The 19,120-nt window shown below is 64.2% G+C and carries 21 protein-coding genes; 10 read left to right on the forward strand and 11 right to left on the reverse strand.

Features of this window, described 5'->3' with window-relative positions; all coding sequences use genetic code 11:
- Positions 1 to 264: 264 nt before the first annotated feature.
- From HR9077_RS08980 to HR9077_RS09000, 5 genes are read right to left on the reverse strand one after another with little or no spacing between them, the layout of a single operon-like run.
- A complete protein-coding gene (locus HR9077_RS08980; protein ID WP_210725897.1) occupies positions 265 to 915 on the reverse strand; it encodes a tetratricopeptide repeat protein in 651 nt (216 codons plus the stop codon).
- Positions 912 to 1,739 carry an SDR family oxidoreductase gene (locus tag HR9077_RS08985; protein ID WP_136066667.1) on the reverse strand — a complete coding sequence of 276 codons (828 nt, stop codon included), beginning with the start codon at positions 1,737 to 1,739 and terminating at the stop codon, positions 912 to 914. Before HR9077_RS08985 ends, HR9077_RS08980 begins: the two co-directional genes overlap by 4 nt.
- Positions 1,726 to 2,418, reverse strand: coding sequence for a TenA family transcriptional regulator (locus HR9077_RS08990; RefSeq protein WP_136066668.1), 693 nt, complete (start codon positions 2,416 to 2,418; stop codon positions 1,726 to 1,728). Before HR9077_RS08990 ends, HR9077_RS08985 begins: the two co-directional genes overlap by 14 nt.
- Positions 2,415 to 3,878, reverse strand: coding sequence for an AMP-binding protein (locus tag HR9077_RS08995; protein ID WP_136066669.1), 1,464 nt, complete (start codon positions 3,876 to 3,878; stop codon positions 2,415 to 2,417). Before HR9077_RS08995 ends, HR9077_RS08990 begins: the two co-directional genes overlap by 4 nt.
- Entirely contained in the window at positions 3,862 to 4,503 is a 642-nt protein-coding gene (locus HR9077_RS09000; protein ID WP_168380921.1) for a thermostable hemolysin, read from the reverse strand. The genes HR9077_RS08995 and HR9077_RS09000 overlap by 17 nt, the downstream gene beginning before the upstream one ends.
- Before the next feature lie 238 nt (positions 4,504 to 4,741).
- Between HR9077_RS09000 and HR9077_RS09005 the strand changes: the two genes are divergently transcribed.
- The 5 genes from HR9077_RS09005 (at position 4,742) to HR9077_RS09025 (ending at position 8,624) form a co-directional block, all read left to right on the forward strand.
- Complete coding sequence (locus HR9077_RS09005) at positions 4,742 to 5,014, forward strand: PepSY domain-containing protein (RefSeq protein WP_136066671.1); 273 nt, start codon at positions 4,742 to 4,744, stop codon at positions 5,012 to 5,014.
- A gap of 3 nt (positions 5,015 to 5,017) precedes the next feature.
- On the forward strand, positions 5,018 to 5,569 hold the full coding sequence (locus tag HR9077_RS09010) for a cytochrome b/b6 domain-containing protein (RefSeq protein ID WP_136066672.1): 552 nt from the start codon (positions 5,018 to 5,020) through the stop codon (positions 5,567 to 5,569).
- A gap of 229 nt (positions 5,570 to 5,798) precedes the next feature.
- Positions 5,799 to 6,593 (forward strand): glycosyltransferase, encoded by a 795-nt coding sequence (locus tag HR9077_RS09015; protein ID WP_136066673.1) that lies wholly within the window; start codon positions 5,799 to 5,801, stop codon positions 6,591 to 6,593.
- Entirely contained in the window at positions 6,590 to 6,874 is a 285-nt protein-coding gene (locus HR9077_RS09020) for a lipid-A-disaccharide synthase N-terminal domain-containing protein (RefSeq protein WP_136066674.1), read from the forward strand. Before HR9077_RS09015 ends, HR9077_RS09020 begins: the two co-directional genes overlap by 4 nt.
- Before the next feature lie 28 nt (positions 6,875 to 6,902).
- A complete protein-coding gene (locus HR9077_RS09025) occupies positions 6,903 to 8,624 on the forward strand; it encodes an ArnT family glycosyltransferase (RefSeq protein WP_136066675.1) in 1,722 nt (573 codons plus the stop codon).
- An 8-nt stretch (positions 8,625 to 8,632) separates the two neighbouring features.
- On the opposite strand, the gene HR9077_RS09030 is transcribed toward HR9077_RS09025, so the two are convergent.
- Both HR9077_RS09030 and HR9077_RS09035 read right to left on the reverse strand, forming a co-directional pair.
- Positions 8,633 to 9,214, reverse strand: a complete 582-nt coding sequence (locus HR9077_RS09030; protein ID WP_136066676.1) for a hypothetical protein — start codon at positions 9,212 to 9,214, stop codon at positions 8,633 to 8,635.
- A gap of 26 nt (positions 9,215 to 9,240) precedes the next feature.
- A complete protein-coding gene (locus HR9077_RS09035) occupies positions 9,241 to 10,128 on the reverse strand; it encodes a LysR substrate-binding domain-containing protein (protein ID WP_136066677.1) in 888 nt (295 codons plus the stop codon).
- Between the two features lie 120 nt (positions 10,129 to 10,248).
- Here HR9077_RS09035 and HR9077_RS09040 point away from each other — a divergent pair, with 120 nt between their 5' ends.
- Both HR9077_RS09040 and HR9077_RS09045 read left to right on the forward strand, forming a co-directional pair.
- Positions 10,249 to 11,436 carry a TauD/TfdA family dioxygenase gene (locus HR9077_RS09040; protein WP_136066678.1) on the forward strand — a complete coding sequence of 396 codons (1,188 nt, stop codon included), beginning with the start codon at positions 10,249 to 10,251 and terminating at the stop codon, positions 11,434 to 11,436.
- 142 nt (positions 11,437 to 11,578) lie between these two features.
- A complete protein-coding gene (locus tag HR9077_RS09045) occupies positions 11,579 to 12,268 on the forward strand; it encodes a TVP38/TMEM64 family protein (RefSeq protein ID WP_136066679.1) in 690 nt (229 codons plus the stop codon).
- A gap of 26 nt (positions 12,269 to 12,294) precedes the next feature.
- On the opposite strand, the gene HR9077_RS09050 is transcribed toward HR9077_RS09045, so the two are convergent.
- Together HR9077_RS09050 and HR9077_RS09055 are read right to left on the reverse strand one after the other, a co-directional pair.
- Positions 12,295 to 13,608: a glycosyltransferase gene (locus HR9077_RS09050; protein WP_244613124.1), complete on the reverse strand. Its 1,314-nt coding sequence runs from the start codon at positions 13,606 to 13,608 to the stop codon at positions 12,295 to 12,297.
- Between the two features lie 53 nt (positions 13,609 to 13,661).
- A complete protein-coding gene (locus tag HR9077_RS09055; protein WP_136066680.1) occupies positions 13,662 to 14,603 on the reverse strand; it encodes a LysR family transcriptional regulator in 942 nt (313 codons plus the stop codon).
- Positions 14,604 to 14,726: 123 nt separating this feature from the next.
- Between HR9077_RS09055 and HR9077_RS09060 the strand changes: the two genes are divergently transcribed.
- From HR9077_RS09060 to HR9077_RS09070, 3 genes are all read left to right on the forward strand, one after another.
- Positions 14,727 to 15,803 (forward strand): tartrate dehydrogenase, encoded by a 1,077-nt coding sequence (locus HR9077_RS09060; protein WP_136066681.1) that lies wholly within the window; start codon positions 14,727 to 14,729, stop codon positions 15,801 to 15,803.
- A 122-nt stretch (positions 15,804 to 15,925) separates the two neighbouring features.
- On the forward strand, positions 15,926 to 16,363 hold the full coding sequence (locus HR9077_RS09065; RefSeq protein ID WP_136066682.1) for a hemerythrin domain-containing protein: 438 nt from the start codon (positions 15,926 to 15,928) through the stop codon (positions 16,361 to 16,363).
- 130 nt (positions 16,364 to 16,493) lie between these two features.
- On the forward strand, positions 16,494 to 17,048 hold the full coding sequence (locus HR9077_RS09070; protein WP_136066683.1) for a lipocalin family protein: 555 nt from the start codon (positions 16,494 to 16,496) through the stop codon (positions 17,046 to 17,048).
- Positions 17,049 to 17,141: 93 nt separating this feature from the next.
- Here HR9077_RS09070 and HR9077_RS09075 read toward each other — a convergent pair whose 3' ends face one another.
- Together HR9077_RS09075 and HR9077_RS09080 are read right to left on the reverse strand one after the other, a co-directional pair.
- Positions 17,142 to 18,638: a methyl-accepting chemotaxis protein gene (locus HR9077_RS09075; RefSeq protein ID WP_280178423.1), complete on the reverse strand. Its 1,497-nt coding sequence runs from the start codon at positions 18,636 to 18,638 to the stop codon at positions 17,142 to 17,144.
- A 282-nt stretch (positions 18,639 to 18,920) separates the two neighbouring features.
- The coding region (locus HR9077_RS09080; protein WP_136066684.1) for an integrase core domain-containing protein at positions 18,921 to 19,120 on the reverse strand (200 nt) is incomplete at its 5' end.

Here is a 19,120-nt window from a genome sequence, read left to right on the forward strand (position 1 = left end):
CATCAGCCACCACTATCCACTGGCTTTCTTAAGAAGCCCTTAAGAAACTGCTGCACGATTCGACTCCGAGCGACTCAACGTTCAGTGCGGCTCGATCACCGGCTCAGCCGAGATGGGTGATCACTGCGTCGAAGGAGTCTCCTCCTTGAGTGCGGCCGGCACCAGAGCGCCATCGCTCAGCCAATCTGCTTTCCAGGTCCCCGATACCTATGCCGGACGCCAGATTCTGGGCACCTGACACCAGCATCCGCATGAGAAGCCTGCTCACCTCTTCAGTCGAGCCATCAGCCGCCGAACTTCCTCGCGGCGCCCCGCATCGGCCAGTTCACGCCCCGGACGTGACGGGGCCCGCAGGGCCTTTTCCAAGGCCTGGAGCGATTCGCTATCGCGCCCCTGCTCATGGAGATAGTCTGCCCAGAAGTAAAGCGTGTCGAGCCCGTCGGAGTTGATGGCGAGCGCTTGTTTCAGGTAACGCTCGGCCTTGTCGTCATCACCGAAGCTCAGCGGCCACCCCGGTACTTGGTAATAGAGCGCACCGAGGCTGGTATAGGCAGAGCCGTTCAACGCCATGGGATCCAGCTCCAGGGCGCTCTCCAGATGACGGCGGGCTTGCTTGACCAGATCGAGCGCCCTTAGACCACCGCTGGCCCCGGCTTGGGTAGACCGCACGATACCGGCCCACGCCTGTAGTTCAGCGGCGTCCGGATGGTCGACGAGCAGTTCATCAACCTCGGTGGCCAGCGATGCGAAGGCATCCGCTTGTTGCCCTTCGGGTAACTCGTAGTGGATTTCGGCCCAGCGGGTTTGTATATGAGCGAGGGAGGCGGCAGTGGTCTCATCCATGGCCATCAATGGCAGAGCGTATAGCCAGGCCAGGCCGGCGAACAGTACCGCGGCGGTCATGCAGCGTTTCATGATGCATTCTCCGGCTTGTCGATAAAGCGTCGAATAACTGGCCACTGACGGGCCAGGGCACGATCTACCAGGCTCGGCATCATGGCGTTCAAGCGCGTATACAACCGCTCGGGGGCGCCTAGCTGGGTCTCTTCACGACCCCGCTCGATGGCACGACGCACCGCGCTGGCAACTTGGGCAGGGGTGTCCATGGTGTTACCCAATTCGCGATTCAGGGCTTCCACATCAGGGGCGTTCATGCGGGTACGGGTAGCCCGTGGGGAGACGAGAAGCACGCGCACCCGGGTGTTGGCCAGTTCCCGACGCAACGCCTGGGTGAAGCCGCGCAAGGCGAACTTGGACGCGCAATAGCAGGCCTGGCCGGGATAACCCAGGGTGCCGAAGGTCGAGCCCAGATTGATCACCCAACCATGCCGGGCCGCCAGTAACTGTGGCAGCAGATCGCGGGTGAGCTGCAGAGTGGCGGTGAGGTTGAGAGTGAGCAAATGCTGTATGTCCTCGGCGCTGCAGGTCTCGAATAGCCCCATTCGATTTACCCCGGCCGCATTGATCAGCATGTTGCTGCCAGCCTCCCGGCTCGCCGCTGCTAGCCGAGCTCGCTCGTCAGCCCGTGTCAGGTCGGCAGCCAGCGCCGTTACCTGGCCCGGATAGCACTCGACAAGGGCTTCGAGTGGTTCGGTTCGACGGCCTGATATCAGGATGCGGGCCCCGGCGACAGCGAACTCTTGCACCAGCGCTTGACCGATGCCGCCGCTGGCGCCGGTGATCAGGATCCGCTGAGCGCCCCAGCCCCCCTCGGGCAGACACTCCCTAGACCAGCGCATCGGACAGCCCCCGAATAGCACTGCCGCCTTTGACTCCGGCCTCGACCCCGCGAAACATGGCACCGTAAAGACGGTAGACCATCCGTGCGCAATCGATCACCACCTGAAGGTCCTCGCCTTCCAGACGGTTGACCAACCCCTCGAAGAAGGCGAGGTGACCGATGTCCAGACTGCCATGGGATGTCAGGTAGCGCACGGCACGGTCGGGTAAGGCCAGGCTCGTTTGCAATCGCTCCGCGGCCTGGGTGGCCAGTGCGGTGCTGGTTCCTTCCAGAACCTGGACCATGCCGAAAAAGGCCACCGGATTACCGTGATGAATACTGTCCCGCACATAGGAAACCATGAGCTGAGTGGCGGGGTCCGGTGTGGCGCTGGCAGCGACCTCGGCATCGCCACCGGCGGTGCGTATGTCATCGAGTATCCAGTGTTCATGGCCGTGCTCTTCCTCGATGTATTCCACCAGGGCAGCGCGTAGCCAATCCAACCGGTCCGGCAAACGAGCCCCACAGGCCATCATCAGCGGCACTGTGAAACGAACGTGATGATAAGCCTGGCCGAGGAAAGCCAGGTACTCGGCCTGACTCACCTCGCCGGCCAGAGCACGGGTCAGCAGCGGTGTGGCCAGGAGCCAGTCACGCTCCTCGCGCGTGGCCTCCTGCAGACGTTGGTAGCCAGTCATGGGCATATTTCTCCTTGGGAAACCGTATCGCTGTGAGCATTGAGCCAGTCGCCGTATACGGCGAATATGGCGTCACGGCGCAGGCGGCCGTTGGCCGTCCGCTGGTGATTATTCAGCGTGAAGGGGGCACAGCGGCACCAGTCATGGACGCGTGCGTAGTCGGGCAAGGTGACATTGACGGCGTCGATGGCCTCGGCCAGCCGGGCGTCGTCGATGTCAGCCCCGGCGGGCACGATCAGCGCGCGATTGCGTGGCAATGCCTCACCGTAAACCAGCGCCTGGGCGATGGCCGGCCGGGTACAGAGTTCGCCCTCGACCCACTGGGGATCGACGTTACGGCCATAGGCAGTGATGAACACCTCGCGCCGACGGCCGTCCAGCACCAGAGCGTCACCCTGCCAATGCCCCAGATCGCCGCTCGCGTGCCCATTGCCGGCAGCCGGTTCGCCCAGATAGCCGAGCATGGTGGCGCCGTGGACCGTAACCTCCCCAGAGCTGCCAACCTGCACCTGGGCATGGGCTAGCGGGCGTCCCACGCCACGGGCCATCTCGCCGGGGCGGTTGAGACAAACCACCGAGGCGCACTCCGAAAGTCCGTAGCCCTGATAGACCGGCCAGCCACCATCATGGGCCCGGGCCAGCAGGGTATCGGTCACGCAGGCTCCTCCCACGGCGATGAAACGCAAGTTCTCCGGCGCCCGGGGGCGGGCTTCCACCAGTGCCTGGAGCAGTTGAGGAACAAGAATCAGGCTGTGTGGGCGAAAGGCGTCGATGGCAGCCAGCGCCGCGCCGGGAGCGAAGCCGCTGGCACCCTGCATGCCGACAGTCGCCATGCCGGGCACACAGCTGGTGGCTCCCAGCCACAGTGGTACATAGAGGCCTCCAATGTTTTCCAGCAATGTGGCCAGCGGGAGCATCGCCAGATGGCGCTGGATTCCCAGGGGGCCTACCACCTCGGCCAGGCTCGCCGCCACCGTCAGGGGGGCGGCAGTATCAAGACAGACGCCCTTCGGGGCCGCGCTGGTGCCAGAAGTAAAGGTGATAAGAGTGGTACCGGCATGTAGATACGGCGGTGCGTCCACCGGGCGAGTGGCGATGGCCGGATCGTCACTGGTGGCGAAGCCGAGCGTTTCGCCGCCGGAACCTATCCATGCGTCCAGACCGGCCTGTTTGATCAGGTGCCGGCATTGTGAAGCGCTGAAGAATCCCGGTACAGGGACGGCGACTCTCTCGTCCAGCAACAGGGCCAGATCCCAGAGAGCCCAGTCCACGCCATTGTCCAGTGCCAGCGCGACTCGTCGGGCATCGAGCCTGGCGAGGCGGCTGCGGCGCGCGTCCAACTCGGCAATCAGCTCGCCATAACGAAGACGCCGAGAGCCGTCATGCAAGGCGATGCTATGCGGGATTTCCCGAGCATGGCGTGACAAACGGTCGTAAAAATCCCTAGACGTGCTGGGCACAGTGGGTCCCCCTGATGTTGATTGACTTGCTGGGAAGCAGACCGCGTTCCGACAATTCTCGATAGGCGCGTTTAAGATCGCCGACCATTACCCAGGGATGACGGTCGTAGTAGTTGCCCCAGTGGTCGGTCTTTTCGGGGCCCAGCCGGACGGGATCGGCGGGCATCACTCGCTCGAGTGTCAGCCCCAGGCGATGTATGCCATTGGCGACTTCGGGGGTGGCGGTGAAGATCAGCCAGGCAACGCCCTCATGGGTCATTTGCTCCACCAGCTGCAGAAACATGTATCTCTGTAGTCCAGGACGAAGCGTGACCAGATTGCCTATCTCGGCGATTTCCTGGCGAGCGGGTGCCTTTCCGCTCCGCGAACCGAGGAAACATTCCACGCTTTCATTCAAATAATGTTCCTGAAAGAGAGGTCCCGTATGCCCGACGCGAATTCCCAGCGCGGCGAACGGGCGCTTGCCTTGCCAGAGGCCGAAAAGACGCGGCAAGAAGGAATTGATAGTGGCACCGTGCTCCTCTGCGAAGCGCCTTCGTATCAATTGCTCCAGTTGGTCTCGCTCTTCGCCTTGACAGGCCTCGTGCCATCGAGTCTTAGAAAGTGGGTATATGAAATCCTGCATCGGAACGTCTCCACGAGGTTCACCGACACTGTGGCCCGCCAAACTTAACGAACGCTTACGGGTCCTCCAGCGTCCGGTATTGCCGGGAAGCAGGAGATGCATTCTTGATCGTTGCGGTGGGATCGACGGCAGGAAAAAAGACATCGCCTTGACCTGGCAGCCCCTTAAGACCCCCTTCAGATTGCAGAGCTAGTTTGGATGTGTCACCGACCGTGGCACACCCATCAGGAGATCGACCATGAGAACCAAGCTGCTTGCAATCGCCATCCTGCCCATCGCCGGGATGATCGTTCAGAGCCGGGCACTGGCCGAGGATCGCTGTCAGGTCCCGCAAGATCAGTGGCAGCCTCAATCCAAGCTGGAAGCGAAGCTCGTCGAGCAGGGCTGGGCCATCAAGCGCATCAAGCTGGACGATGGCTGTTACGAAGTCTATGCCACCGATGCCGAGGGAAAACGCCAGGAAGTCTATTTCAATCCCCAGTCGCTGGAGCCGGTCGGCAAGGACGAGTAGATCATGCAAACAGACCACACTGCGCCAGTCCGGATCTGGGACCCGCTGGTAAGACTTTTTCACTGGAGCCTGGTAATCGCCTTCACGATTGCCTGGCTGACCGGCGACGATGGCCAGCAACGACATGAATGGGCGGGCTATGTTGTTGCGGCGCTAGTCGCCATGAGGTTGGTGTGGGGGCTCATGGGGCCGCGCTATGCACGGTTTGGCCAGTTCGTGCGTTCTCCGAGGATGATCGCTCGATACCTCTCGCAGATGATGAAGCGAGATGAGCCACGCTACCTCGGCCACAATCCAGCCGGCGGGGCCATGATCGTCATCCTGCTGGGGGCGTTGTCGGGGACTGCTCTGACCGGCTGGATGTACACGACCGATGCATTCTGGGGCATAGAATGGGTCGAAGAAACTCATGAACTGCTTGCCAATTCGCTGCTATTCCTGATCGGCCTGCATGTCGCCGGAGTCCTGGTTTCCAGTTGGATGCATCGCGAAAATCTGATTCGTGCCATGTGGACGGGCAAGAAGCGAGGGCCGGCCGTCGACGATATCGCGTGAAGCGGCTAGCTGATCAAAGCCCGGTTTTCTGCCGGGCGAGTCGCTCACACCCGACGGGCAGCCCCGTGTGTCTGCCAACCTCTTTCATAGCGTACTGGGGCTTATGACGCAGGTTTATCGGCCCGAGTTCGATATTTTCAGTCACTGTCGCTAGCGTTGTCTCAGGTAAGGATAGCGTAAGGAATGTCCGCCAGACTGGCAGCTTGAAATAGGGACACAGGATTCCATCGTGACAGCACCGCTGCTTTCCATTCTGATACCCGCCAAGGACGAGGCCGGTAATCTGGCCACCTTGCTTGATGAAATCAGCGCCGCGCTGCCGGATACCGACTACGAGATTCTGGTAGTCGATGACGCCTCGAGTGATGGTAGCTGGGAGCTGCTGTGCCGACGCGCCGAGAGCGACGCTCGACTGCGCCCCTTTCGCCATGCCGAAAGCGCCGGGCAAAGCACTGCGATCTGGCAAGCCGCCCACGCGGCGCGGGGAGATTGGCTGGCGACACTCGACGGCGACGGTCAGAACGACCCCGCCGACCTGCCGAGGCTCTTCGAGCGCGCCCGGCGCGGCGATGTCACGCTGGTCACCGGGCAGCGCACCAAGCGGCGCGACGACTGGCTCAGGCGCCTGTCATCGCGCATCGCCAACGACATACGCGCGACGCTGCTAAATGACGCGACGCCCGATACCGGCTGCGGCATCAAGATCATCCAGCGTCACGCTTTCCTTGCCCTGCCCTATTTCGATCACATGCACCGCTTCCTGCCGGCGTTGATCCAGATGCAGGGTGGTCGCTGTGTCTCTGTACCGGTCAATCACCGCTCTCGCGGCGCCGGCCGATCGCATTATGGGCTCAACAACCGGCTGTGGGCGGGGCTCGTCGACATGGCCGGAGTGATGTGGCTGCGCAAGCGCTCCCGGCTGCCAGCACCGCTCGAGGGCCTTCGCGATCGGTCGGGGCTCGTCGAGGCCGCTGTCGATGACGCCCCCCACCCCATCACGCCAGCGGAGGGCTGCACTCGATGAACGCGGAATGGGTATGGGTCGTCATCGGCTTGCTCGGCCAGGCACTGTTTTCGGCACGCTTCCTGGTCCAGTGGATCGCCAGCGAACGCGCCAAGCGCAGCATCATCCCCAAGGCCTTCTGGCTTTTCAGCCTCGGCGGCGGTGCCACGCTGCTCGCCTATGCGCTGTATCGCAAAGACCCGGTGTTCATCGTCGGCCAGGGGGCGGGGCTTTTCATCTATGTCCGCAATCTGATGCTGATTCGCCGTGAGTCCCGCCTGGAGCAGGAAACCTCACGCTAGGTCCATTTTCCGGATGCTGGGTGGTCCCATGCAACGTCCCGCCTATCTTCGCGGCAAGCAGCACCGTAGCCGGTTGTTTCTGCTGGTCGCTGCCGTGCTCTTGCTGGCCCTGGGCATCGGCCTGCGCGATCCGTGGCCGGCCGACGAGCCACGCTTCGCCCTCAATGCGCTGGAAATGCTCGACACCGGCAACTTCTGGATCCCTCACCGCGGCGGCGAGCCCTACCCCGACAAGCCACCGCTCTTCATGTGGGCCTCGGCGGCGGCGATCGCCCTGACCGGCTCGGTGCAACTCGGCTTCCTGTTGCCTTCGCTGGTCGGCGCGCTGGGTACCCTGGGCCTGGTGATGGATCTCGCGCGGCGGCTCCATGGCCGACGCATCGCAACGCTGACCGGCATCACACTGCTCTCCACCCTGCAGTTCGTGCTGCAGGCCAAGACCGCGCAGATCGACATGCTGCTGACACTGTGGACCACGCTGGGGGCCTACGGGATGCTGCGTCATGCCCTGCTGGGGCCTGCTCGACGCTGGTGGTATATCGGTTGCGCGGCGATGGGGCTGGGCGTGATCACCAAGGGCGTGGGCTTTCTGCCACTGCTGATGCTGCCAGCCTGGGGACTGCTGGCATGGCGCGACCAGGCCGTCCGCCTGGCCTGGAAAGACCTTCTGCTGGGTCTGGCCACCCTGCTCGGCACCATCGCTCTTTGGGTGGTGCCGATGGCGCTGATCACTATCTTCAGCGATGACCCGACGCTGACCGCCTACCGCGACAATATCCTGTTCAAGCAGACCGGCGAGCGCTATGCCGAGTCCTGGCACCACCTCAAGCCCTGGTACTACTATCTCGTCGAGGTGATTCCCTGGGCGTGGCTGCCGCTGGTCCTCGGCCTGCCCTGGCTGGTACCCGCCTGGTGGCACCGTGCCCGCCGGCTCGACGCCCGGGTACTGCTGCCGCTCAGCGGGGTCATTCTGCTGGTGGGGTTCTTCTCGCTATCGCCGGGCAAGCGCGGCGTCTACATGCTGCCGGGCGTCCCTTTGCTGGTGCTGGCGATGGCACCGCTGCTGCCGGGCCTGCTATGCAAGCGCCGGCTGCACTGGCTTGGGGCCGTCCTGGTCGCACTGCTGGGTGGCACCTTCCTGCTCGCCGGCCTGCTCGGTGCCGCCGGCTTACCGGCACTCACCGAACTGGCCACGAAACACGACGTGTCGCCATGGCTGTGGTGGATCGTGCTGGGGCTGAGTGCAGGGGCATTGCTCTATTGGCTACGTCCGCAGCGCGGCATGCTAGCTCTGGCCGGCTGGCTGGCGGTGTTCTGGGGTCTGTGGTCGACCTGGGGCTATGCCCAGCTCGACGCCACCCGCTCGCCTCGCGACCTGATGCAGCGCGTCGAACGACTGACCGGCGACGATGCCTGGCTGGCAATGCCCGCCTTCGACGAGGAGTTCCTGCTGCAGACGCGTCAGCCCACCGTGCACTTCGGCAACGCCACGCCGCTGGACCGGCAGTTGCAGCGCGCCTATGCCTGGTTGAATGCCCAGCCTCGGCAACGCTGGCTGTTCATCGATCAGGACAAGCGCAAACTATTGGCTTGTGCCGACCTTGAGCTGGCCCGTGACCTGGGGTTGCAGAACAGCGATCGCTGGTGGTTGATCCCCGGCGAGGCCTTCGATGTCTGCCGGGGCGACGCCCAGGCGGCCCCCTTGTATGTCGTGCCGACCAGCCTGGAGACGTCGAATCACGACCGCTGATCGCTCTCTCACGGCGAGCTCGACCACTCCTGGCCGCGCGCGGGGGACTTCGGCTCGGGGCAGTCGAGGCTACCCGTCGACCAGCTGTCGCTGCGCACCTGATGGCAGCGGTCCGGGCCATCCGACGGCGCACGATACGGCGGCCGGTTGTCGCTCGACACGCCGTCGACGATCACTTCGACATTGGGCGCCCAGCCGGGGCGACCATGATGACCATACCGATCCCGGTCCCTGTGCCAGTCCCGGCCGTCGTGGCGACGACCGTCATGGCGGTAACCATGATCGTCCCGTCCATAATGCCAACGCTCGTCCCGATAGTGGCCACGGTAATCGCGGTCGAAGTCTCGATGGCCCCGGTCGCGGCCATCGTATCCATGGCCACGTTCGCGAGCGTCTTGCCAACGCCTACGGTGGTCATCGTAACGTCTGCGTGAGTCGTCGCCCTGGCGTATATCGCTGCCGAACGACTGACCATCGAACGCGCCGCCATAACGTTGCTCGTCGGCGACCGCCGGCAGCGCTGCCGAGAGCAACAGGCATCCGGAGAGCAGCACACCACAGGTCAGCACTGGCTTGATCTTGAGTCGCATATGAGCTTCTCCCTTCGAACCTATCTTCATAATAGTTCGCTATTCGCCTCGCCACCGTGCGCCACCAGCCAATCCCACAGCAGCAACGCCTCGGGCCGCGGGGACCGGCGCGCCGAACGCACCAGCCAGAACCCCTCGTCGCTGGGCACGCTCAGGTCGAACGGCGCCACCAGGTCGGGACGCTTGGCGAGCAGGCTAGCATGGGCCAGCGCCACGCCGCCGCCGCGGGCCGCCAACGACAGCGACATGACCTGGCTGTCGCACATCAGCGAGCCGCACTGGCGGTCGAGCCCGGGCACCCCGGCGCGTTCGAGCCACGCCGGCCAGCCCACGGCAAAGCCCACCGCATGGATGAGCGTCTCGCCGGCCAGCGCCCGCGGTGCAACGAGGCGTTCGGCGGTCTCCGGCGAGCAGGCCGGCAGCATCGCCTCGCTACCCAGCGAAAAGACCACGCTTCCTTCCCACTGACCGAGCCCGTAACGGATCTCGATATCGGCGCCCTCGGGGCCGAAGTCGTCACGCCAGATCGCGCTGACCAGGCGTACAACCACCTCTGGATACCGGCGATGAAAATCGAGCAGCAGCGGCGCCAGCCAGGTCTGCTGCATCACCGGGGTGGCGCGCAGGGTAACCGGCGCCTCGGCGCGTGGTCCGAACACCTCGGCGGTACCCTCGGCGAGCCGCGCGAAGCCCTCCTGAACACTGGGCAGCCAGGCCCGGCCGGCGGGGGTCAACGTCAGGCTGCGCGCGTGACGGACGAACAGCTTCTGGCCGAGGCGATCCTCGAGCAGGCGGATGCGTTGGCTGACCGCCGACTGGGTCACCGCCAGTTCCTGGCCCGCCTGGGTGAAACTGAGGGTGCGCGCCGCGGCCTCGAAGGCCTGCAGCCATAACATCGGGGGCATGGAATCCATGTGAAAGTCAGCCATTAGCTCAGCTTGGGCATTGCCCGTAGATTAATCGTTTGTCCAGGACCTGCGCAAACCTCAAGCTGTGCCCCGTTCATTCGACGAACGTCGCAACAGGAGGCCACGATGACGACCGCGAGTCCCGATCGCACCCAGCAGACCGACACCCGCCAGCGCTTCGACATGGGCGAACTCGCTGCTTATCACGACGGCCCCGCCCTGAGCGATGCCGTGGCGACCGGTGCGCGTGTCACCGTGACCTGGGACGATGGTACCCAGGGTCATTTCCCGTTGCTGTGGCTGCGCGATCATTGCCCGTGCGCCGCCTGCCGCCACCCGCTGACCCGCGAGCGCCTCTATCTGCCGCTCGAGAGCATTTCCGGCGCCCCCACCGTCAGCCTCGACGACGGCATCCTGCGCCTGGCGTGGGCCGACGGCCATGTCAGTCACTTCGACCCGGTATGGCTCCATCAGCGCCGTCTGGAAGAGGCCGGCATGCAACAGCCGCAAGCGCTACCGGCGCGCCGTCCATGGGCAAGCGATTTCCGCCCCACTCGCGTTCGCCACGCCGATTTCCTCGAGAAGCAGGGCGAGCGTGAATGGCTCGAAGCGCTGCTGCGCGATGGCCTGGTGCTGCTCGAGGAGGGCCCGCTGGCCGATGAGGAGGTCAGCCGGCTGGCCGGGCGCATCGGCCCGATGCGCGCCACCAACTTCGGTGCGCGCTTCGACGTGCGCTCCAAGCCCAATCCCAACAACGCCGCCTATACCGCCATCGGCCTGGCGCTGCACACCGACCTGCCCAACTGGCGCCAGCCACCGGACATCCAACTGCTGTATTGCCTGCAGAACGAAGCCGAGGGCGGCGAGTCGACGTTCGCCGACGGCTTCGCGGTGGCCGAGGCCCTGCGCGACGTCGACCCCGAAGCGTTCCGCATCCTCGCCGAGACGCCCATCGACTTCCGCTTCCAGGACGAGGCGCACGATATCGCGGTCCGCGCGCCGGTGATCCAGCTCGATGCCGACGGCAACCCGCTGGAAGTACGCTTCAACAACTGGATTCGCGACACCCTGCGGCTGCCGCTGGCAAGGGTCGAAGCCTGGTACGCCGCCTATCAGCGCTTCTGGCAGATGCTTCACGACCCGCGGCATCAGATCGAGTTCGCCCTCGAGCCGGGCCAGATGATCGCCTTCGACAACCGTCGCGTACTGCACGGCCGGCGCGCCTTCGACCCCAACACCGGCAAGCGTCACCTGCAGGGCACCTATCTCGACCTGGATCTGCTGGAGTCGCGCCTGCGCGTGCTGGCGCGCTGATCGCCCCTGCCCGCCGACGAATCAAGACGTCACCGTGCCTCGGTCTCGGGACCGAGGCACTTTATGTCCTTGCGAACGTTGGCCGGCATCGCTTATCCCAGTATCCTGAGCGCGAACTCCCTCGCGACGAGCTCCCCTCTGCATGAACCGTTCCCTGGCTCTCGTCATCGCCCTGCTGCTCGGCCTGGTCGGCCTGGGCCTGCTCTGGCAGTGGCTGGCGATGAACGATGCGCTGACCCCGCAACGACTGCTGGAAATGACCCAATACGCGCTGAGCTGGCGCGATTCGCCATGGGCGGTGCTGGTGGTCATGGGCGTCTATGTCGGAGCGTCGCTGGTGGTCTTCCCGCTGAGCATCCTGGTGGCGGTGACCGGGCTGCTGTTCGGCCCGCTGTGGGGCTTCGGCTACTCGCTCGTCGGTACACTGCTGGCCTCGGCCGCCACCTACTGGGTGGGCCGCAAGCTCGGCCGCGAGGTGCTGCTGCGCCATGGCGGCAAGCACCTCAATGGCCTGGCCAAGCGGCTCGCCGGACGCGGCGTGCGCACCATGACGGTGGTCAACCTGCTGCCACTGGCGCCCTTCACGTTGACCAACATGATGGCCGGCGCCTTCCATCTGCGCTTTCGCGACTACATGGTCGGCTCGCTGATCGGCATCATCCCCGGGCTGATCGGGGTCACGCTGCTGGGCAGCCAGCTCAAGCAGTTGATTACCGCCGAAAATCGCGGCGAGCTGGCATGGGCATTGGGCGGCATCGCGCTCGGCGTGCTGGTGCTGGTTGCGCTCAAGCGCTACGCGGACCGAAAGCAGCGCTCGCGCCGCGGTTTCTGACATCTATCCGCGCGCGACCGAGTGGTCTACTTTTGAGAGGCTTCCGATTCGTCCGGCTTGACCAGCGGCAGGCCGAACATCGGCTCGTCCTGCAGCACCGAACGCAGCACCCGGCCGCGATGGCGCAACAGCTGCCACTCCGCCTCGAGCCGGCCGCGTACACGCTCCCAGGCGCCGTCGTCGGCATGACTGACCGGGCCGCCGGCGGCGATGACCCGGCGATAGACCGCCAGGCAGGAATCCGCGCAACAGGCCTCGTCGAAGGCATCGGCGGTTGCCAGCGCACCTTCGCGTAGCACTTCCCGCAGTGCCGGGTCGGCCAGCCTGTCGAGCGCCGCACCGAAAGCGGCGACATCGTCGCTCGCCAGCGCCAGCCCGTTCTCGCCGTCGCGCAACACCTCGCGCACTCCGGAGGCGTCGATCGCCACCACCGGCAATCCCGCCGCCATCGCCTCGACCAGCACCATGCCCTGGGTCTCGCTGTGGGAGGCGAAGCCGAACACGTCCATGGCGTGATAGGCATCGATCAGCGCCTGATCGTGCAACTTGCCCGTGAAATGGAAGCGATCGGCGACGCCCTGCTGGGCCGCCGCACCATGCATGGCGGTACGCGCATCGCCATCGCCGACGATCAGAAAGTGCGCCTCGCGGTAGTCGGCCAGCCAGCTAGCCACCGCACGGGCGAGGAACGGCAGGTTCTTTTCCTGGGCCAGGCGGCCGACATGGCCGACCACGTAGGCGGACTCTGGGATACCCATCCGCCGCCGCAGCGCCAGGCCGTTGCCATTGGCGAAACGACGCGTATCGACGCCACTGGGGACCACGTGGACGGCGCTGTTGGCGCCACGCAGAAACAGCAGGTCGCGGATGCTCTCGCTGGGGGCGATCACCGCATCGCAGAGATGGGTGTACTCGGTGGACAGCGCCACGGCGAAACGCTGCATGCGCGGCGAATCGCCCGGCACGTAGTGGGTGTAGTGCTCGTAGAGCGTGTGATGGGTGAATACCAGCGGCAGGCCATAGGTCTCGGCGGCCCGCGCCGCGGTGTCGCCGAGCAGGAACGGATGGTGTGAATGGACGATGTCGGGCTCGAAGGCCTCGATGGCCTCGTAGAGCTGGCCGGGGATCGGCACCGGCAGCGAGAAATCGCTGCCGTTGAAGTGCTGCACCGCCGCCACGCGGATCACGTCCGGCTCATGCCGCGGCTGGCCCTGCAGCTTGGGCGCCACCACCAATACCCGATGCCCTTCTGCCTGCAAACGACCCTTGAGGCGCTGGACCGACTCGCTGACGCCGCCCACTATCGGCCGGTAGGTATTGGTAAACATGAGGATATTCAAGCCATCGTCTCCCTTGGCAACCAGGACGCCCCCGTGTGAGGCCGCACATCATATCAGGCCGAGCCCCACTTGCCTGCTTCCGACGTACCGCCGTCCAGTGATGGCACGCGTCCGGGCAGGTTGTTTTCAAGGTAGGCGATAAAGGCCCGTAACCGCGCGGGTAGATGACGGCGGGGCTCGTAGATGGCATAGAAATCGGCCGCCACCCCTTGCCAGTCCGGCAGCAGGGCCCGCAATTCGCCCCGTTGCAGATAAGGGTAGGCGTCCCACCATGAACGCAGCATGACGCCGTGGCCGTCCAGCGCCAGGCGCGTGACCACCTCGGCATCGTTGCTCGCCAGCCGTCCACCGACCTTGACCGCCGCCGTCTCGCCACCACGATCGAAGCGCCACAAGGCATAGCCGCTGTCGTTCTCGCGCACCACCAGACAGTCGTGGTCCGACAGCTCGCGGGGATGGGTCGGCGCCGCGCGGCGGGCCAGATAGCCAGGGGCAGCGCACAGCACCCGCCGGTTGGCCAGGATGCGCCGCGCAACCACGCGGGCATCCGGCGGCGGACCGACGCGAATACCCACGTCGAAGCCGTGATCGGCCAGGTTGAGCGGAAAATTGGTCAGTTCGAGCAGCACCTCGAGACGTGGATGTTCGGCGGTGAAGCGCGAGACCAGTGGCGCGACATGCCGTCGGCCGAAGCCGAACGTCGCGTTGATCCGCAGCTGACCGCTGAGCGCCGCCTGCCGCGCACTCAGCGCGCCCTCGAGTTCACCGAGTTCATCGAGAATTGCCGCGCCACGGCGCCGGTAGAGCTCGCCCTCCGCGGTCAGCGACAGCCGGCGCGTGGTACGGCTGGCAAGCTCGACCCCGAGGCGCGACTCGAGCTGCTTGAGGCGCTTGCTCACCGCCGACAGCGACATGCCCAGCTCCTGCGCGGTGGCGGTCAGGCTGCCACAGCGGGCCAGGCGCTGAAAGAATGCCAGATCGTCGAGCGGGGCCATGAGAGTACGATTCTCCACTTTTTCGCAACAATGACTTGCACTCTAGCCTGATTATCTCGGCACGCACAGGGTCTAGACTGGATGGACAACCTATGACTCGGATCACCCCGTCAGGAGACATCAATGAGCCACAAGATTGCCGTGATGGCCGGCGACGGCATCGGCCGCGAAGTCGTGCCGGAAGGACTGCGCGTGCTCGAGGTCGCCGCCGAGCGCTTCGGTATCGCACTGGAGTTCGAGCACTTCGACTTCGCCAGCTGCGACTACTACCTCGAGCATGGCAAGATGCTGCCCGACGACTGGCGCGACACGCTCGGCCGCTTCGATGCATTGTTCTACGGCGCGGTCGGCTGGCCCGAGAAGGTCCCCGACCATGTCTCGCTGTGGGGCTCGCTGCTGCAGTTCCGGCGCGGCTTCGATCAGTACATCAACCTGCGTCCGTGCCGCTCCATGCCCGGCATCAGGAGCCCGCTCGCCGACCGTCAGCCCGGCGACATCGATTTCTACGTGGTCCGCGAGAACACCGAGGGCGAGTACTCGAGCATCGGCGGCAAGATGTTCGAGGGCACCGAGCGCGAAGTGGTCATCCAGGAGACCGTGATGAGCCGCATCGGCATCGACCGGGTGCTCGAGTACGCCTTCGAACTGGCCGCCCGGCGTCCGCGCCACAAGCTGACCTCGGCGACCAAGTCCAACGGCATCTCGATCACCATGCCCTACTGGGACGAGCGCGTGGAGGCGATGGCCAAGACCTACCCCGACGTCACCGTGGACAAGTTCCACATCGACATTCTCGCCGCCAACTTCGTCCTGCATCCCGACTGGTTCGACGTGGTGGTGGGCAGCAACCTGTTCGGCGACATCCTGTCCGACCTGGGCCCGGCGTGTACCGGCACCATCGGCGTCGCGCCCTCGGCCAACATCAACCCCGAGGGCCATTTCCCGAGTCTGTTCGAGCCGGTCCACGGCAGCGCCCCGGACATCGCCGGGCGCGGCATCGCCAACCCCATCGGCCAGATCTGGTCCGGCGCGATGATGCTCGAACACCTCGGCCACGAGGATGCCGGAAAGGCGATCGTCGATGCCATCGAGACGGTGCTTGCCGAGGGGCCGGAGAAGGCGCCGCTGACGCCCGACCTCAAGGGCAAGGGCAGCACTGCGGAACTCGGCCAGGCGATCGCCGAGGTGCTGAACCAGTGAAGGCCGGTTAGTCGTTGTGTCACGGCCGTGTCGTCATGCAGGCCCGGGATCGGGTAAGGTAAAGAGCGGCGTCCCTGACAGGCGCCGCCATCAGGACGATAACGCATCACAAGGAGACTACCGTGACCCTGTTCGAAGCCCTGCGCGAAGATCATCAGACCCAGCGCACCCTGCTCGACCTGCTGACCAAGACCCATGGGGACAGCGACGGTCGCGACGAGCTGTTCCAGAAGGTCAAGGCCGAACTGCAGTATCACGCCAACGCCGAGGAGCGTGCGCTCTACATACCGATGATGGAGCACGACATGACCCAGGAGAAGGCGCGTCACAGCGTGGCCGAACATCACGAGATCGACGAAATGATCGAGACGCTCGAGGCCACCGACTACAGCTCGTCGAGCTGGATCGCCTCGGCGAAGAAGCTCCAGGAGCTGGTCACCCATCATCTGGACGAGGAGGAGCAGGAAGTCTTCCAGCTCGCCGGTCGCGCGCTCAGCGACACCCATAAGAACCAGCTGACCGCTACCTACCGCAACGCCATGGCCGAGCAGCGCCGGTAACGCCGCCGTTCCAGGGCCGAGCGCCCCGGGCCACCGGGGGCATGGCGATCTCGCCTGGCGGTGCATGCAACTTTTTGCAAGCCAGACCATCACAGTAGGGTCACCGCGAACAACACCGATAAGGACGTTCATGGCAACCCGACTGCCGCACTTCCCGCGCCTCACCTGGCTCGCCCCGTTCTCGCTGCTCGCGGGCTGTACCGGCATCCCCGAAGGCACCCAGCCGGTCACCGACTTCGAACTCGAGCCCTACCTCGGGCAGTGGTATGAAATCGCCCGCCTGCCGCATCGCTTCGAGGAAGGCCTTTCTTGTATCACCGCCACCTACGAGCGTCATCCGGAAGGCGGCGTCAGGGTCATCAATCGCGGTTATGACATCGAGGAGGCCAGTTGGGACGTCGCCGAGGGCCAGGCGCAATTCATCGACGAGCCCACGGTCGGCCGTCTCAAGGTCAGCTTCTTCGGGCCCTTCTACGGGGGCTACAATATCCTCGAGCTCGACGACGACTATAGTCATGCGCTGGTCGCCGGCCCCGACCGCGATTACCTGTGGATCCTCGCGCGCCGGCCGCAGCTCGAGGAAGCCACCTACCACGCCCTGATCGAGCGCGCCCGCGAACTCGACTTCCCGGTCGACGCGCTGATCAAGGTCGAGCAGGACCCCAGTGCCTGCCCGGGGCGCTGATTCGCCGAGCCACGAAAACGCCCCGACAGGACCCTGCCGGGGCGTCTATTTCCCACATGGACAACTGCCGCGGCCGTCTGTCCGGGCTGCCGCTCAGGCGTTGTCGGCGACCCGAAAGCGCGCCACCGCTTCGTAGAGCTGGCCCGACTGATCTTCCAGCGAGCCCGCGGCGGCAGCGGCCTGCTGGACCAGTGCGGCGTTCTGCTGGGTCACCTGATCCATCTGCGTCACCGCCTGGCTGACCTGCTCGATCCCCGACGATTGCTCGTGGGACGCCGCGGAGATTTCGCCCATCAGGTCGCTGACCCGCTGCGCGCTGTCACGGATCTCGCTCATCGCGCTATCGGCCTGGTCGACCAGTTTCGCGCCGGTGTTGACCTGGCCCACCGAGCTTTCGATCAACGCCTTGATGTCGCTGGCGGCCTGGGCCGAACGACCGGCCAGGTTGCGCACCTCGCTGGCAACCACCGCAAAACCGCGACCCTGTTCGCCGGCGCGCGCCGCTTCCACCGAGGCGTTGAGCGCCAGCAGGTTGGTCTGGAAGGCGATGCCGTCGATCAGCGTGATGATGTCGGCGATCTTGCCGGAGCTTTCGCGGATCTCGCCCATGGTGGTGACGACCCGTGAAATCACTTCCTGGCCGCTGGCCACGGACTCCGTGGTCTGCGCGGCGAGGCGGTTGGCCTGCCCGGCGTTGTCGGCATTCTGGCTGACGGTCGAGGTCAGTTGCTCCATGCTCGCGGCGGTCTCGGCAAGCGAGGCCGCCTGCTCTTCGGTGCGCGCCGAAAGGTCGTTGTTGCCGGTGGCGATCTCGCGGGTGCCGGTGTCGATCGACTCGCTGGCGTGACGTATCCGCGCGATGGTGCCGCCCAGCTCGACACGCATGCGCTCGATGGCATGCATCAAACTGCTGGTATCGCCGTCGCGCAGCGGGGTTTTCCGGGTCAGGTCGCCATCGGCAATGTTTCCCACCACTGCGGCCGCCGCGCTGGGCTCGCCGCCGAGGCTGCTGTAGACGTTGCGCACCACCAAAATAAATGCCACCGTGACGCTCCCCCCTACCAACAGCAGCAAGAGAGCATAACGTATTAGCTGAGAAATAAACGCATCTTGTATATCAGTCAGATAAACGCCCGCAACAATGTTCCAGCCCCATGGCTCAAAACGTTCGACGTAGCATAGCTTTTCAAAATAAGCACTATCATCAGATGTTTTCGAAACGGTTTCTACATAGCCACTATTATTTTTAGTTGCCACCGCAACCATTTCTTTATAGATCGCTGCCCCTTTAGGATCTTGATATGACGACATATCGGTCCCTGCATCACGGCGAGGATGGTAGACAATATGTTGAGCGTCATCAACAACAAACAAATAGTTATTACGCTCATCCCCGAAGTGCATTGAAGCTATTGATTTTATAGCCTCCGCTTGCGCTTCATCCCGGCTCATCTCCGAGTTTTCGACGCGTTCAAGATAACCTTGAAGCAGCGTCTGTGCCATCCCCACCGTATCTTCCAGAGCACCCTGGCGATCCGTATACATTATTTGCCGGCTTTGCCATGACATACTAATGACGATGGCCAACATACCTATCCACATTAAAGCCAAGGTCGACCACAATTTACGCTTAAGCGTCCATCCTCCCAAACGCTGGCGCGAGCGATTCGCTCCCCGAGAACCCCCCCGGGAATGACTCCCGTCATGCACCATCACCGCGCTGCTCGCTGCCATTGTCTGTTCTCGCCTCTGTGTCTCGCCCCATTTGGACTACCATCTTATATCGGCATCTCGACACGTTCCTAAAGGGATATGAGCCATTTTGACCTTCCCCCTGGTTTAGGTCCACTACCAATGTGAGAAACCGCTGCTTCATGCGCACTGCTCGGCATACGCTATTGGTGGCAAGTAGCCCAGCGAGCTGTGCGGTCTGACATGGTTGTAGTGGGTTCTCCATTGTGTGATTTCGTGTCGTGCATCCGCCAGGCTCAAGAACCAGTGCTGATTGAGACAGCCGTCTCGGAACTTGCCGTTGAAGCTCTCGATGAACGCATTCTGCGTCGGCTTGCCCG

The organism is Modicisalibacter radicis (assembly GCF_900961225.1).
In the GTDB taxonomy this organism is placed as follows: Bacteria; Pseudomonadota; Gammaproteobacteria; order Pseudomonadales; family Halomonadaceae; genus Modicisalibacter.